Source organism: Tistrella mobilis KA081020-065 (genome assembly GCF_000264455.2).
Classification (GTDB): Bacteria; Pseudomonadota; Alphaproteobacteria; order Tistrellales; family Tistrellaceae; genus Tistrella; species Tistrella mobilis.
The window spans coordinates 2,519,186-2,533,880 of the sequence record NC_017956.1 but is presented as its reverse complement, the minus strand read 5'-3'; the positions used below and the strand labels follow the sequence as shown (position 1 = coordinate 2,533,880).

The following is a 14,695-nucleotide window of genomic DNA, read 5'->3' as shown; positions in this document are numbered from 1 at the left end:
CCTCCGCCTCAGGAACCCGCAGCCGGCGCGGCGCCACGCGCAGGCGCGGCATCGCGCGCACCCGGCAGGGTTGCCGGGGCGGGCTGGCGGATGGTCATGAAGATGTTGAAGGCGAACATCAGCCCGCCGGTCAGATAGAGCACCCCACCCAGCGCGCGGGTGACGTAATAGGGGTGCAGCATGGCGACGCTGTCGGCGAAGCTGTAGCGCAGGAAGCCGAACTCGTCATAGGCGCGCCACATCAGGCCCTGGGCGATGCCCGAGACCCACATCGCGGTGATGTAGAGCACGATGGCGAGAGAGGCGATCCAGAAATGCCACTCCACCAGCCGCATCGACCAGAGCGGCCGGCGCCAGAGCCGCGGCACCAGATAGTAGAAGGCGCCGAAGGTCATGAAGGCGACCCAGCCGAGGGCGCCCGAATGGACATGCCCGACCGTCCAGTCGGTATAATGGCTGAGCGCATTGACCGGCTTCAGCGCCATCAACGGGCCTTCGAAGGTCGCCATGCCATAGAAGGCCACGGCCACGACCAGGAAGCGCATGATCGGATCGGTGCGCAGGCGGCCCCAGGCGCCCGACAGCGTCATGATGCCGTTGATCATGCCGCCCCAGGACGGCATCCACAGCATGATCGAGAAAGCGGCACCCAGCGTCTGCGCCCAGTCGGGCAGGGCGGTGTAGTGCAGGTGGTGCGGCCCGGCCCAGATATAGAGGAAGATCAGCGCCCAGAAATGGACGATCGACAGCCGGTAGGAATAGATCGGCCGCTCCGCCTGCTTGGGCACGAAATAATACATCGCGCCGATGAAGCCGGCGGTGAGCAGGAAGCCGACCATGTTATGGCCGTACCACCACTGGATCAGCGCGTCCTGCACGCCCGAGAAGTTCGAATAGCTCTTGGCGCCGACGAACGACACCGGCATCGCCAGGTTGTTCACCACATGCAGCACCGCGACGGTGATGATGTAGGCCAGGAAGAACCAGTTGGCGACGTAGATATGCGGCTCCTTCCGGCGTGCCAGCGTACCGACGAAGATCGCCATATAGGCCAGCCAGACGATGGTCAGCCAGATGTCGGCATACCATTCCGGCTCGGCATATTCGCGGCTCTGGGTAACGCCCAGCACATAGCCCACGATGGCCATGACCAGGAAGGCCTGGAAGCCCCAGAACACGAAATTCGCCAGCCGCGGACCGCCCCAGAGGCCGGTGCGGCAGGTGCGCTGCACAACATAGAACGAGGTGGTGAACAGCGCATTGCCGGCAAAGGCGATCACGACCGCGGTGGTGTGCACCGGGCGCAGGCGGCCGAAGCTGCCTTCCAGCCCCATGTTCAGCTCGGGGAAGGCCAGCAACAGGGCCACCCAGGTGCCGGCGGCAAAGCCGAACACCGCCCAGAACACGGTGGCGATGGCGAAGCGGCGGACCACCGCTTCGTTATAGCCGGCGATGGTGGCACTGCTCACCGGCGTGGATATGGCGGGGGCATGGCCCGCCACGGCTGTCGTCGCAGTCATTCCGAATGCCCCTGCATCGAGAGATGGCCGGATTCTTCTGATGTCGACATCAGAATCTCTTGTGCCTGACGACATGGTGATGCTGTCGGGCGGCAATCGCCGACGCTGATGGAAGAAGCCATCTCATGACCTCACGGTATTTCTTGGGTGCCGTCGTTCTGGTCATGCGCGACGACAAGGGCCGCGTCATGGCCGGCAGCTTTGGGATGTGGCGATGCGGCAGGGCGGGTCCCGAATGTGGAGACGATCCTGCCTGCGCATGCAGATCCGTCATCGGCCCAGCACAAAGAGCCACCACGACCGCAGTCGTGATGGGGCTGGAACCGAACCGACGGTGCGCCCGTGATCGGGCTGTTTTGCTGCATCGCGCCATGGCGCGGACTATCGCGGATGCGTGACCGCGCATGCAATCGACAGACTGTCGCGGCGGCATTCTGTCGCACGGGAGCGCGCATGCCGCCGGACGGCGGATCCCGTTCGGGTTAATCTGAGGGCCGGAGTGATCGCCATATGCGGAAGCGGCCGGACGAAGCCGCCCCGCCGACCAAGGAGAGCTGCGCCCGATGACCACCGATGGCTTCAACCCCTGGGCTGCCCTGCCGGACGCCCCCCTGCCCGACATCCAGGAAAAGCGTGTCCGCGCCGGTGTGGCGGCACAGGGCTTCACCGCGCATCTGGGCGCGGAACTCACAGCCCTCGGCAGCGGCCGCTGCCGCATCGAAATCGCCGCCCGGCCCGAGCTGATGCAGAACCACGGCGTGTTCCATGGTGGGGTGATCGGCTATCTGATCGACAATGCCTGCGCCTGTGCCGCCGCCACGCTGGTGCCTCTGGGCCATGGGGTGATGACGGCGGATTTCGGCGTCTCGCTGCTGGCCGCCGCGGCCGGCGGCCGGCTGGTGGCGGATGCCCGGGTGGTGAAACCGGGCCGTCGGCTGACCGCCGTGGAAGCGCGCGTTCACGTGCTGACGGAAGACGGCACGCCCAGACTGGTGGCGACCGGCCGGGCCAGTATTGCCGTCATAGAGGGCCGTGAGAGCCCCGCCGCGGCGGCGACCCACACTGTGTCTCAGGAAGACCCTCGGGGCGGATGAGGGGTATCGGTGACGAAAAATGGCGGGCACCCGTCCGAGACGGGGCCCGCCCAAGTCAAGCCGGTTACCCAGTCGACGGACAAGGCGTGTCGTCATCCCTCCCTGCCGTCCCGACCGAGGATGCGGTTTCGGCACCGGAGCGTCAAGTAAGGGATTGGGGAAAAGCTTAGAAAATTTACTAATGGTTGTATGAAACGGTTGTCTGAGGGGGCGGGTATGCTTCCGCTACACATGAAAGTAATACAACCATATTGTATCGGTTCTGCTCGATGGCCGATGGATATTCGACATGCGATTGCACGGTGAGGCGCATCATCGGGCGCGGTATTGTCCGTATCCTCAGGGGAAACTTCTCCCGACATGTCACAACCTGAGGGTATTCGGTGGATAAATCATCATGAAAGCTTATTGATTCCGTGTTTTTTTGAATTTTTTCTGACGCTGCGAACGGCATAGGATCTCCCCGACCCCCGGCAGACGTCGCATCCCCCGGGGAAGCGGGGATGCAGATCAGGCCGTCCCCGGGACGCTCACAGGGAAGGCAGAGAGATGAAGAAATTCCTGGCGACCGCCGTTCTGGGCGGCGTGCTGGCCCTCGGTCTCGGCGGTGCCGCCAAGGCGGAGTTCCCCGAGAAGAACGTGCGGATCATCGTGCCGTTCTCGCCCGGCGGTGCCGTCGACTTCACCAGCCGTCTGATCGCCGAGGTCGGCTCGGACTATCTGGGCGGCCAGAAGATCATCGTCGAGAACATGCCCGGCGGCGGCGCCGTCGTCGGCCAGAGCTATGTGGCGCGGGCGAAGCCCGACGGCTACACCGTGCTCGCCTATACCTCGTCGGTGATCAACAACCCGATCGTCAAGAAGACCCCCTACACCTACAAGTCGTTCCAGACGCTGGCGATGTACTGCCTGGATCCCGAGGTGGTGATCGCGCCGTCGGACTCGGCTTTTGCGAATGTGGCCGATCTGGTGAAGGCGTCGAAGTCGGGTGCGGTCAGCATCGCGACCCCGGGCCATTCCACCTCGCATCACATCGCGGCCCTGGTGCTCGCGAAGGAAGCCGGCGCGCAGTTCAACTACATCCACAACGAGAGCGCCGCCATGCAGTTCCAGCAGGTGATGGGCGGTCATGTGGATGCCGCCTTCGTCTCGATGGGCGAGGCGCTGAGCAATGCCAAGGACGGCCGGATCAAGATCCTGGGCGTGATGTCGGAAGAGCGCGTGCCCGCCATGCCCGACGTGCCGACGCTGGCCGAGGTCGGCCTGCCGGCGCTGGATCACATGGCGACCTTCCGCGGCCTGGCCGTGCCGGCCGAGACCCCGCGCGAGGTGGTCGACAAGCTGGCCGCGGCCCTTGAGAAGGTGGTGGCCGATCCCCGCTTCGTCGAAGGCATGAACAAGGGCGGCTACCCGATCGCCTATCGTGGCCCGGATGCCTTCTCGACCTATGTCGACAAGGTCGCCGTGGTGATGGAGGAAATCCTCCCCACGCTGAAGAAGCCGGAATAATCTCCGGCCCAGACGGTGTGACCGGCGGCGCCACCTCCCCCCAGGGGATCTCCGAGGCCCCTCCCTTCGCGGAGATCCCCGTCCCCCCGCGGCCCGCCGGTCGCACCACCTCTTTCCCGGGCGATCGCCACTTCCGGTGATCCCGCGCACCCCGACTTCAGCAGGGACACGGCGTCATGCCACGAGCATCGGGCAGCAGACTGCCCGAGATCTGCCTCGGTGCCGCTTCGCTGGCACTTGCGGCTTTCGTCTTTTTCGAGACATCCGGCTACGATTCGATCGCGGCACTGGCGCCTGAGCTTTTCGCCGGCATCCTTGCGGTCTGCGGGCTGCTGCTCTTCGTGCCACAGGCCGGCCGCAAGGCCTCGGACTTCGTGCTCCGCCAGCAGATCCTGCCGGCCGCCATCGCCCTCGGCATCGGGCTGGTGATCCTGGCGGTCGAGCCTGCGGGCTTCGAGCTTCCGGCCTTCATCCTGTTCATCGTGATCGCGCGGCTGCTGGGCGACCCGCTGTCGATCCGTCTGGTGGTGACCGCGATCGTTTTCACCGCGGCGATCCGTCTGGTCTTCGGTGTGCTGCTTGGCGTGCCGTTGCCCTCGATCACCGGCTGACCCGGGAGGCCCCTGCACATGATCGATCAGATCCTTCCCGCCCTGCTGCATCTGGCAGAGCCCGCGGTCTTCGGCTTCCTGGTCTTCGGCGTGATCATCGGCCTGGTGGTCGGTGCCATGCCGGGGCTGAACGACAGCATCACGCTGGCGGTGCTGGTGCCGATCACTTTCGCCATGCCGGGCGACCTCGCCTTTCCGCTGCTGGTCGGCATCTACTGCTCGGCCTGTTTCGGCGGCTCCTTTCCGGCCATCCTGCTCAAGATCCCCGGCACTGCGTCATCGGTGGTGACGGCGATCGACGGCAATGCCATGGCCCGCAAGGGGCAGGGCGGTCTGGCGCTGGGCATCGCCACCTACAGCTCGGTCTTCGGCGGCATCACCAGCGCGCTGGTCCTGCTGCTGTGTGCGCCTTTCCTTGCCGAACAGGCGCTGCGCTTCGGCCCGCCGGAGTATTTCGCGCTGGCGCTGCTCGGCCTGTCGACCGTCATCGGCATGGCGACCGGCAATGCGGTGCGCAGCACCATCGCCTGCGTGCTCGGCCTGCTGATCGCCACGATCGGTTTCAGCCCGCAGAGCGGCTATCCGCGCTTCACCTTCGACGAGCCCTGGCTGTATGACGGCCTGCCGCTGGTGCCGATGCTGATCGGCCTGTTCGGCATCGCCAGCCTGCTCGACATGGCAGAGGAAGCCTGGGTGCGCCGCCGCAACCCGGCCTCGGCCAAGGCGGCCGAGGTGGCCACCGCCGGTGTCCGCTTCCGCGACCTGCTGCTGCCGGCCTCGATGATCCGTCGCCTGCTGCCGACCTGGGTTCAGGCCTCGGCGATCGGCAATGTGATCGGCATCCTGCCCGGCGCCGGCATGCTGATGGCGATCTACATGGCCTATGGCCGCGTCGCCCGCCGCTTCGGGCCTGAGGCCGGCACCGGCCTGCCGGAAGGCGTTGCGGCGCCGGAGGCGGCCAATAACTCGGTGGTCGCAAGCTCGATGGTGCCGCTGCTTTCGCTCGGCATCCCCGGCAACTCCACCTCGGCGCTGTTCCTGGGCGCGCTGCTGATCCAGGGTCTGCGCCCCGGCCCGTCGCTGTTCACCGACAGCCCCGACATCGCCTATCTGATCGTCGTGGCCTTCGTGGTGGCCAACGTCCTGATGTTCCCGCTGGGTCTCGCCATGGCCCGGGCCATCCCGGGGCTGGTCGCCCGCATCCCGCAGGGCATGCTGGGGGCGGCGGTGGCGCTGCTCTGCATCGCCGGCGCCTATTCGGTCGCGAACAGCACCTTCGGCGTGGTCGTGGCGCTGGGCTTCGGCATCTTCGGCTACCTGATGAACAAGCTCCATGTCCCGCTCTCGCCGCTGATCCTGGGCGTGGTGCTGGAACCGGTCATCGAACGTTCGCTCTATCAGAGCCTGTCGCTTTCGGGCAATTCGCCCTGGATCTTCTTCGAGCGGCCGATCTCGGGCGTGCTGATGGTGGCGGCGATCGCCTTTGTGGCATGGCCGCTGATCGGTGGCCGCATCACGCGGCGCCGCAAGGCCTGAGATCCGGGCCGGGGTCTCAGCCGCGGGCGGCCATCAACCGGAACAGGTTCTTGGCCGCTTCTGAAACCGCATCGTCGCGCTGATACAGGTAGTAGCGGATGTTGCCGAGCGGCGGCAGCCCGTCGGCCTCTCCCACCACCCGGAGTTCGGGCGTCAGCGCCTCGATGCTGCGGGCGGTGATGCCGAGGCCGGCCGCCACCGCCGCACGGATGCCGGCGAGGCCCGGGGCGGTATACCGCTCGTGCCAGGTCCGGCCGCTCCGCTCCAGTGCCGCGAGCGCGATCTTGCGGAAGATGCTGGGCTCGTCGGCCAGCACCAGCGGCAGGGGGCGGTTCGGGTCGACCCGGAAGTCGTTGGCCGCGATCCAGACCACCGGCGAGGTGCGGAGCAGGAAATGGCGCCGGCTTTCGTCGAAGCGGGTGGAGATGGTGAGGTCGATGGCGCCCTTCTTCAGCAGCTCCATCAGGTCGGGGCTGCGGCCGACATGGATCACCAGCGACAGGGCCGGGTTCGCCCGCGCGAAGCGGCGCAGCATCTCGGGCAGCACCGTGTCGGCGATGTCGGCGGGCGATCCCAGACGCACCGGGCCGCCGGTGGTCACCGCATGCAGCGCCGCCAGGGTCTCTTCCTGAAGCGCCAGCATGCGCCGGGCATAGTCGACCAGCTTGCGGCCCGAGGGGGTCAGTTCCTTGGTGCGGCCGCTGCGTTCGAACAGGGCCAGGCCGAGCTGATCCTCCAGCCGGCGCATCTGCTGGCTGACGGCGGCCTGGGTGCGGTGCACGGTTTCGCCGGCGCGGGCGAAGGTCTCCTGATCGGCGATCGCGACCAGGGTGCGAAGGGCGGCGAGGTCGAAGTTAATCATAAGCGTTCCTGATGGGAATCGCGGGATAACTCGTTATTTTCGGAATGAGTTTAGCGCTAGCCTGCAGAGATGCAACGCACTGCCTGTCGGGCAGGGCGCTGAACGGGAAGGAAGAAGGAATACGCGGATGATCGATCGTCGCCGGATTCTCGCCGACGGGATGGTGGCCGAAGCGCGCCAGATCCTGGCCGCCGAAGGTCTGACCCGGGCAGCTCTCGCCCAGGTGCTGGACCGCCTGAAGACCCTGGCGGCCCGTGCCGAACTCTGGTCCGAGGCGGATTTTCCGCCGCCGGAAGAGGGCGAGCGTCAGGCCCGCTACATGATCCGCGAGGACAGCGATCACGGTTTCGCGCTCTATCTGAACGTGATGCGCCCGGGCAAGCTGATCCCCCCGCACGACCACACCACCTGGGCCTGCGTGGCTGCGGTGGATGGGGTCGAGGTCAACCGCCTTTACCAGCGCACCGATGACGGTACCGTGCCGGGCCACGCGACGCTGGTCGAGGCCGGGCGGATCGAGGTCGGCCCCGGCCGGGGCGTGGCGCTTCTGCCCGACGACATCCATTCGGTGGTGATCGAGGGCGAGCAGATCATCCGCCATCTGCATTTCTACGGCCGCGCGCTGGAGACCCTGTCGGGCCGCACCACCTTCGATCTGGCCGCCGGCACCTGCAAGACCATGGGCCTCGGCGTGCCGACCCGCTCGATCCCGGTGCCGCCGGCGCCGGTCGACGACACCCCGGCCGAGGGCGTGATCACCGCCGCCCATCTGAAGGCGGCGCTTCACGACGGCGGCGAGATCGCGCTGCTCGACGTGCGCGAGCATGGCCAGTACGGCTGGTCGCATCTGTTCTATGCCGTGCCGCTGCCCTATAGCCGGCTGGAGCTGGACATCGAGCGGCTGGTGCCGAACAAGGCCGCGCGGGTCGTGGTCTATGACGACGGCCTGTCGACCGTGGCGGCGCGTGCCGCCGCCCGCGCCCGGGCGATCGGCTATCGCAACGTTCTGGTCCTGGATGGCGGCGTCGCCGCCTGGGCCGCGGCCGGCTACGAGCTGTTCGCCGGCGTGAACGTGGTCAGCAAGACCTTCGGTGAAGTGGTCGAGCACGAACTCGACACCCCCTCGATCTCGGCCGAAGAGCTGCAGGCGGCACTGGCGCGCGGCGAGGATCTGGTGGTGGTCGACGGCCGTCCGGTCGATGAATACCGCAAGATGAACATCCCGGGCGCGATCTGCTGCCCGAATGGTGAGCTGGTGCACCGCATCCGCAGCATCGCACCCGACCCGAAGACCCGGATCGTGGTCAACTGCGCCGGCCGGACCCGCAGCATCATCGGCGCCCAGACGCTGCGCGATGTCGGCGTGCCCAACCCGGTGGTGGCGCTGCGCAACGGCACCCAGGGCTGGCGCCTGGCCGGTTTCGATCTGGAGCATGGCAGCGACCGGCTCTATCCCGAAGCCGTCGACGGCAATGACGAGGCCGCGGACTGGCTGGTGGGCTTCGCCGCGGTCAACGGCATCACCTTCATCTCGCCCGAGGTGGCCGGCGCCTGGCTGCGCGATGCCAGCCGCACCACCTATCTTCTCGACGTCCGCACGCCCGAGGAATACGAGCTGCATCATGCGCCCGGCGCCCTGCATGCGCCGGGCGGCCAGCTGATCCAGGCCTCGGACCAGTGGCTGGGCGTGCGCAATGCCCGCGTCGTGCTGACCTGCGACACCGGCATCCGCTCGGCGGTCGTGGCCAACTGGCTGAAGCGCATGGGCTGGGATGTGGCGGTGCTGGAAGGTGGCCGGTCGGGCTGGGGCCGGATCGGCGCCTCTGGCCTTGGCCACGAAGAGGCGGCGGGCCGTCTGCCGGCGCTGGTGGTGCTGCGCCCGGCCGAGATTGCGGCTATGCAGGCCGATGGCGGCGCGCCGGTGGCGCTGATCGACCTCCGCCCGGGCATGGCCTTCCGAAAGGGCCATGTCGAGGGGGCCCGCTGGGCGATCCGTCCGCGGCTGGCCGCGGCCGTGGCCGATCTGGCCGCCGATGCCCGCATCGTGCTGATCGCGGCCGATCCGCGCATCGCGCGCTGCGCCGCTATCGATCTTGCCGGGCTCGGCCGCAAGGTCGCGGGACTTGCGACCGCCGATGCCGCCGACTGGAAAGCGGCGGGCTTCAACGTCGTGGCAACTCCGGACGAACCGTCGGAGGCCGATTGCATCGACTTCCTGTTCTTCGTCCATGATCGCCATGATGGCAATCTGGAGGCTGCGCGCCGCTATCTGGCCTGGGAAACCGGGCTGCTGGCCAAGCTCGACGATCGCGAGCGGGCCGGATTCGCCATCATCGGCGCCGGCCATGACGTCAAGGAAGGGAATGCGTGAATGAGCGCGGATCGTGAGCTGTCTGAAGAGACCCGGCTGATCCATCTGGGTCGCAGCCAGCCGATGGAGGGTGTGCGTCCGGTGAGCCCGCCGGTCGTCCGCACCTCCACCGTGCTCGCCCCGGACATCGCCACCATGCGCGCCAACAAGGCGCGGCGTGAGGATGGCAGCCGGGTGTTCAGCTATGGTGCCCGCGGCACGCCGACCAATCATGCGCTGGAAGAGGCCTGGGCCGCCCTTGAAGGGGGGGAGCGGGCGCTGCTCTTCCCGACAGGGCTGGCTGCCATCGCCCATGTCCTGCTGACCTGCCTGCTGCCCGGATCGCATGTGCTGATCCAGAACACGGTCTATCCGCAGGTCCATGCCATCCGGTCGAAATTCCTGGAGCCGCGCGGTATCGCATCGACCTATTTCGACGGCACGGTCGAGGATGCGGCGGCGAAGATCACCCCGGCCACCCGGATGATCTATGCCGAGAACCCCGGCTCGTGGGTCTATGACCTGATCGACGTCAAGGCGCTCTCGACGCTGGCCCATGACCACAACGCCCTGCTGGTGATCGACAACACCTGGGCGTCGGGCCTGCTGCACAAGCCGCTTCTGCACGGTGCCGACATCTCGGTCATTGCCGGCACCAAATATGTCGTCGGCCATTCCGACGTCATGATCGGTGCCGTGGTCGCCAATGGCGAGCTGGGCCGCGAGTTGTGGCGGATGCAGGTGGTGATGGGCCAGACCGTCAGCCCGGATGATGCCTGGCTGACCCTGCGCGGCCTGCGCACGATTGCCGCGCGCCTGCCGATCCATGCGGCCAGCGCGCTCGGTATCGCCCGCTTCCTCCAGGGTCATCCCCTGGTTGAGAGGGTGCTGCACCCGGCGCTGGACAGCCATCCCCGCCATGATCTTTGGCGCCGCGACTTCAGCGGGTCCAACGGGCTGGTGACCATCGGCATGCGCCCGGACATCGACCTGAGCGCGGTCGACCGCTTCGTCGACACGCTCCGCCTGTTCGGCATCGGCTCGTCCTGGGGCGGGTTCGAGAGCCTGGCTCTGCCGCAGGCCCCGGAGACGGTGCGCGGCTGGACCGGGCCCGGCGTGCCGGTGCGCCTGCATATCGGTCTGGAAAACCCGGCCGATCTGGAAGCCGATCTCGCCCGTGGTCTGGCGGCGATCGGCTGATCATCCGGCATCGGTTCAGACGATGACGACGGCCCGTCCCCGAATGGGGACGGGCCGTCGTCACGTCCAGGGTCAGGTCAGGTTGGCGAAAAGAGGCGCGGCCATCGCCTCGATCGGCCCGCGATCCACCCGATCCGCCGCGGCAGTGATCCGCATGGCGGATGCCTGAAGGCGGCCGGCCAGATCCGGCCAGTCGATGCCGGTCAGGGCGCCGTCACGCTTGAGGACCCGGCCGTCGACCATGACCATGTCGATATCCGACGGTGCGGCATTCAGCACGATCGCCGCCACCGCATCGATCGTCGGGCACATGTTGATGGTGTCGGTGCGCACCAGGATCAGATCCGCCCGCTTGCCCGGCGCGATCGAGCCGATGCGGTCTTCCAGATGCAGGGCTTCGGCACCGCCGAGGGTCGCCATCCGCAGCACCTCGCGGGCGGTGGGGGTGATCTGCCGCGGTGCGCCGCCCCGGGCTTCCAGTGCCGCATTGCGCCGGGCGCGCTCGGCCTGAAGCATCAGCCGCATCTGCCGGAACATGTCGCCGGCATAATTCGAGACGATGTCGATGCCGAGCCCGGTGCGGATGCCGGCCGCCTGCGCGATGAAGGCCAGCGGATGGCCCATGCCCATCTGCATCTCGGTCTCGGGCGTCACCGACAGCCCGGCCCCGGCTTCGGCGATCGCCGACTGTTCAGCCGCGGTCAGGGCGGCGCCATGCACGAACAGCAGATCGGGGCCGAGCGCGCCTGCATCGGCCAGCTGCTGCACCACGCGGTGGCCCTGATCGTAACCGCCCATGGCGACATGCAAAGAGATGCTGTGGGCGCCAAGCTCGCGCGCAAGGTGCAGCTCGCCCAGAAGATGAGGCAGGGGCGTCGCCTCGGCCTCGGCGGGCGCCATGCCGAACAGGATCCGGTCCTGGCCCGAGAAATCCGTGCCGGCCCGCAGCCGGCGGATATCGGCGGCAAGCCAGTCCGGCGCAATCTCGGCCACCAGCGGATCATGGCCGCGCGGATTGCCGAACAGCCCGTAGCAGAAGACGCCCCGCCCGCCGGCATCGATCAGCCCTTTGAGCGCCGCATCGGCATGGTCGGGGCTGTTCAGGATGTGGCAGTGGTCGACCATGGTGGTGACACCGGCATGCAGCGCTTCCAGCGCGCCGATATGGTTGCCCAACCAGACGTCGTCGGGCGCATAGAACGCCGAATAGATCATCCGCATACGGACGAAATAGTCGAACAGCGACCAGTCCGCCGCGACGGAGCGCAGCTGGGTCTGCCAGACATGGCGGTGGGTATCGACGAAGCCGGGCATCAGGATGCCTCCTGCGGCGTCGACGATCTTCGCATCCGGATGATCGATCCGCCCGCCGACGGCCTGGATCATCCCGTCCGCGATCAGAACGTCACCACTCGTCTCGTCGCTGCCGTCGGCCATGGTCAGAAGCCGGGCGTTGCGGATCAGGATCGGTCTCTCTGCGGTCATCTCATGTCCTCCCTGGTATGCCGGCGCTCTGCTGGGGCCGGTCAGGAGGCATGATGGCGCGAGGATGAATTGAATCACAATATGATTCTTATATCACGATATATAAATCTGATCGCACCTTGCCGGCGTCACCGCCATGGTGCATAGCAGGGGATGGAGAGACCGGCCGAAAGGGAGGGCAGGGTGGCTGCGACATCCGGCAAGATGCGGCTTGCGGACCGCAAGCGGGCCTTCGCGCGGGAGGAAATCCTGAACGCGGCGGAACGGCTGCTTCTGGCCGGGGATCTGCCCGATTTCTCGATGCGCGCGCTGTCCGAGGAGGCGGGGGTCAGCTTCGCGACCCCGTTCAACCATTTCGGCAGCAAGACGGGCATTCTGCGCAGCCTGGCCCAGCGCATGTTCGACGCGATCACCGATCGCTATGTTGCGGACAGCGCCGCGGGTGCGGGCGATGCCATCGACCGGACCTTCATGATGGGGCAGGCGGGCTGCGCGGTCTGGCTGGAGCGGCCGGCCGTGCATCGCTATCTGATCGGCACGCTGGTGGCGGGCGGGCCCGCAGCCGGTGGCGGCAGCGCCGGCGATCCCGAGGAATTCCGCCGGCGATCGCGGGCCCTGTGGATCCTGGCGCTTGGCGATCATGACGGCATCGATCCGGCCATGCGGCCGCTGGCGGTCGGGGCCCTGCCCGAACAGCTGGCGATCATGTTCCGCGGTGCCGCGGCACTCTGGGCCGGTGGAGAGGTCGCCGACGACCAGTTCGGCGCCGCCGTCGATCTGGGCATCGCCACCTCGCTGATCGGCTATGTTCCGGCGGGGCGGCGGGATGACCTGACCGGGCGCATCGCCCGCGCCGCTGCGGTGCTGGCACCCCGGAGCCCCGTGGGGGAGAGTGTTGTTGTTGCGACCGGTTCGCAATCCGACTAGCATGCGACCGCATCGGGTTTCCGCCCCGGAAGGCATGCAGGCGCCGTGCGCGACGACGATCCCAGGCTCAAACTGTTTCTCGACCACCGCGCGACGCTCGTGGATTACGCGACGCCGATCGTGGGCGATCGCATGCGCGCCGAGGATGTCGTGCAGGAGGCCTATATCCGCTTCGCCCCCGGCGCCGCGGATGGGGTGGCGGCCGGGCGGGTGGCGCAGCCGGTGGGCTATCTCTATCGCATCGTCCGCAACCTTGCGCTGGATGTCACCCGCAGACGCCAGACCGAGGATCGCAACCGCCTGCAGCACCGCCCCGACTGGCTGGCCCCGGCCGAACTGCCGGCCCCGGATCAGGGGCTGCTGGATCGGGACGAGACCCGGCGGATGGCCGCGGCGCTCGCCAGCCTGCCGGAGCGGGAGCGGGTGGCGTTGAAGATGCACCGCGTGGACGGCTGCAACCTGCAGGGTATCGCCGATCACCTGGGTGTCTCGGTGACCACCGCCCACCGGCTGGTACAGGGGGCGGTCGTTCAGCTGACACTGGCGCTGCGCGACGAGGACGGGGCATGACCACCCGCTCCGGCACAAGACCATCCGCGGACCTTTTGGCTGTGGCGGCGGACTGGCTGGTCCGGCTGGAAGCCGCACCGGGTGATCAGGCACTCGGCCGGGCGTTCCGGGCCTGGTGTGCGGCCGATCCCGCCCATGCCGCGGCCTTTGCCGAGGTCCGTCGCAGCTGGCTGGCGGTGCCTGAGGGGCTGGCAGCGATGGCGCCGCCGCCGCGAGTGGTCACCCGCCGGCCGCGGCGTGGGCGCTGGGCAGCCGGGCTTACCGGTCTTGCGGTCGCGGCCGGTCTTGCGGTGATGCTGCTGCCCGGGCTGGCCCTGCGGATGACGGCGGATGCCGCGACCGGGGTGGGGGAGCTTCGGCTGGTGACGCTCGCCGATGGCAGCCGCATGCGTCTGGCCCCGCTCTCGGCCGCCGATATGCAGCTGGACGGCAACCATCGGCGGGTGATCCTGCGGCGCGGCGAGGCCTTCTTCGATGTGGTCTCCGATGCCGGCCGGCCCTTCGTGGTTCAGGCCGGCGGGGTGCAGGTCACGGTCACCGGTACGGGGTTCGAGGTCGACCGCGATGACGACCGGGTGACGGTCGCCGTCCGCAGCGGCACCGTCCGGGTGGAGGGTCCCGGTGTTTCGGCCGTGCAGCTCTCCCCGGGAGAGATGGTCGAGATTGCAACCGATGGCTCCGCCCCGATCCGAGGCCGTATCGCCCCCGATGCCGTGGCGCTCTGGCAGGACGGGCGGCTGTTCGTCGACGGGGCGACGGTCGGCGAGGTGGTAGCCCGGCTGCGGGCCTATACCCCCGGGCTGATCATCGTGGCGGATGATGCCCTGGCCGACCGCGAGGTGACGGGGCTTTACGACCTGCGCGATCCGCAGGCGGCGCTTTCGGCGCTGATGCGGGCCCATGGCGGGCGGATCCGCCGGGTGGGGACGCTGCTCACCATCCTCGACGGCGCCTGAATACCAACCCGCAACCCCTTGTGGTAGAAGCGACGTCTTTTTCTCAGAAAAATGCCGGTCCCTGCGGAAAATCCG

Annotated in this window: 12 protein-coding genes; 9 read left to right on the top strand and 3 right to left on the bottom strand. The window is 67.8% G+C overall.

Going from position 1 to position 14,695, the window contains the following annotated elements:
- Window positions 1-8 precede the first annotated feature (8 nt).
- Window positions 9-1,520 (bottom strand): cytochrome-c oxidase, cbb3-type subunit I, encoded by a 1,512-nt coding sequence (gene ccoN / locus TMO_RS11475; protein ID WP_081598881.1) that lies wholly within the window; start codon window positions 1,518-1,520, stop codon window positions 9-11.
- Window positions 1,521-2,083: 563 nt separating this feature from the next.
- Between ccoN and TMO_RS11470 the strand changes: the two genes are divergently transcribed.
- The 4 genes from TMO_RS11470 to TMO_RS11455 all read left to right on the top strand — a co-directional run bounded on the left by TMO_RS11470 (window position 2,084) and on the right by TMO_RS11455 (window position 6,270).
- Window positions 2,084-2,614 carry a PaaI family thioesterase gene (locus TMO_RS11470; protein ID WP_014745793.1) on the top strand — a complete coding sequence of 177 codons (531 nt, stop codon included), beginning with the start codon at window positions 2,084-2,086 and terminating at the stop codon, window positions 2,612-2,614.
- Between the two features lie 549 nt (window positions 2,615-3,163).
- Window positions 3,164-4,123 (top strand): tripartite tricarboxylate transporter substrate binding protein, encoded by a 960-nt coding sequence (locus tag TMO_RS11465; protein WP_014745792.1) that lies wholly within the window; start codon window positions 3,164-3,166, stop codon window positions 4,121-4,123.
- A 176-nt stretch (window positions 4,124-4,299) separates the two neighbouring features.
- On the top strand, window positions 4,300-4,734 hold the full coding sequence (locus TMO_RS11460) for a tripartite tricarboxylate transporter TctB family protein (RefSeq protein WP_014745791.1): 435 nt from the start codon (window positions 4,300-4,302) through the stop codon (window positions 4,732-4,734).
- Between the two features lie 18 nt (window positions 4,735-4,752).
- Window positions 4,753-6,270: a tripartite tricarboxylate transporter permease gene (locus TMO_RS11455; RefSeq protein WP_014745790.1), complete on the top strand. Its 1,518-nt coding sequence runs from the start codon at window positions 4,753-4,755 to the stop codon at window positions 6,268-6,270.
- Between the two features lie 16 nt (window positions 6,271-6,286).
- Here the strand turns inward: TMO_RS11455 and TMO_RS11450 are convergent, their stop codons facing one another.
- Window positions 6,287-7,132: a LysR substrate-binding domain-containing protein gene (locus TMO_RS11450; RefSeq protein WP_014745789.1), complete on the bottom strand. Its 846-nt coding sequence runs from the start codon at window positions 7,130-7,132 to the stop codon at window positions 6,287-6,289.
- A 679-nt stretch (window positions 7,133-7,811) separates the two neighbouring features.
- Between TMO_RS11450 and TMO_RS11445 the strand changes: the two genes are divergently transcribed.
- The gene (locus TMO_RS11445; RefSeq protein WP_081599012.1) at window positions 7,812-9,503 is read left to right on the top strand and encodes a rhodanese-like domain-containing protein; all 1,692 of its coding nucleotides are present in this window, start codon (window positions 7,812-7,814) and stop codon (window positions 9,501-9,503) included.
- Window positions 9,504-10,682, top strand: coding sequence for a cystathionine beta-lyase (metC, locus tag TMO_RS11440; RefSeq protein WP_014745787.1), 1,179 nt, complete (start codon window positions 9,504-9,506; stop codon window positions 10,680-10,682).
- Between the two features lie 72 nt (window positions 10,683-10,754).
- Here the strand turns inward: metC and TMO_RS11435 are convergent, their stop codons facing one another.
- Window positions 10,755-12,167, bottom strand: a complete 1,413-nt coding sequence (locus TMO_RS11435; RefSeq protein WP_014745786.1) for an amidohydrolase family protein — start codon at window positions 12,165-12,167, stop codon at window positions 10,755-10,757.
- A gap of 183 nt (window positions 12,168-12,350) precedes the next feature.
- Between TMO_RS11435 and TMO_RS11430 the strand changes: the two genes are divergently transcribed.
- The 3 genes from TMO_RS11430 to TMO_RS11420 are packed head-to-tail and all read left to right on the top strand — an operon-like array spanning window position 12,351 to window position 14,620.
- On the top strand, window positions 12,351-13,094 hold the full coding sequence (locus TMO_RS11430) for a TetR/AcrR family transcriptional regulator (protein ID WP_014745785.1): 744 nt from the start codon (window positions 12,351-12,353) through the stop codon (window positions 13,092-13,094).
- 45 nt (window positions 13,095-13,139) lie between these two features.
- Window positions 13,140-13,664, top strand: a complete 525-nt coding sequence (locus tag TMO_RS11425; protein WP_014745784.1) for a sigma-70 family RNA polymerase sigma factor — start codon at window positions 13,140-13,142, stop codon at window positions 13,662-13,664.
- The gene (locus TMO_RS11420) at window positions 13,661-14,620 is read left to right on the top strand and encodes a FecR family protein (RefSeq protein WP_081598879.1); all 960 of its coding nucleotides are present in this window, start codon (window positions 13,661-13,663) and stop codon (window positions 14,618-14,620) included. The genes TMO_RS11425 and TMO_RS11420 overlap by 4 nt, the downstream gene beginning before the upstream one ends.
- Window positions 14,621-14,695: the final 75 nt, after the last annotated feature.

Bases quoted from the DNA above. Each gene is read 5' to 3' on its own strand.
- ccoN (WP_081598881.1), bottom strand. From the start codon at position 1,520: ATGACTGCGACGACAGCCGTGGCGGGCCATGCCCCCGCCATATCCACG.
- TMO_RS11470 (WP_014745793.1), top strand. From the start codon at position 2,084: ATGACCACCGATGGCTTCAACCCCTGGGCTGCCCTGCCGGACGCCCCC.
- TMO_RS11465 (WP_014745792.1), top strand. From the start codon at position 3,164: ATGAAGAAATTCCTGGCGACCGCCGTTCTGGGCGGCGTGCTGGCCCTC.
- TMO_RS11460 (WP_014745791.1), top strand. From the start codon at position 4,300: ATGCCACGAGCATCGGGCAGCAGACTGCCCGAGATCTGCCTCGGTGCC.
- TMO_RS11455 (WP_014745790.1), top strand. From the start codon at position 4,753: ATGATCGATCAGATCCTTCCCGCCCTGCTGCATCTGGCAGAGCCCGCG.
- TMO_RS11450 (WP_014745789.1), bottom strand. From the start codon at position 7,132: ATGATTAACTTCGACCTCGCCGCCCTTCGCACCCTGGTCGCGATCGCC.
- TMO_RS11445 (WP_081599012.1), top strand. From the start codon at position 7,812: ATGGGCCTCGGCGTGCCGACCCGCTCGATCCCGGTGCCGCCGGCGCCG.
- metC (WP_014745787.1), top strand. From the start codon at position 9,504: ATGAGCGCGGATCGTGAGCTGTCTGAAGAGACCCGGCTGATCCATCTG.
- TMO_RS11435 (WP_014745786.1), bottom strand. From the start codon at position 12,167: ATGACCGCAGAGAGACCGATCCTGATCCGCAACGCCCGGCTTCTGACC.
- TMO_RS11420 (WP_081598879.1), top strand. From the start codon at position 13,661: ATGACCACCCGCTCCGGCACAAGACCATCCGCGGACCTTTTGGCTGTG.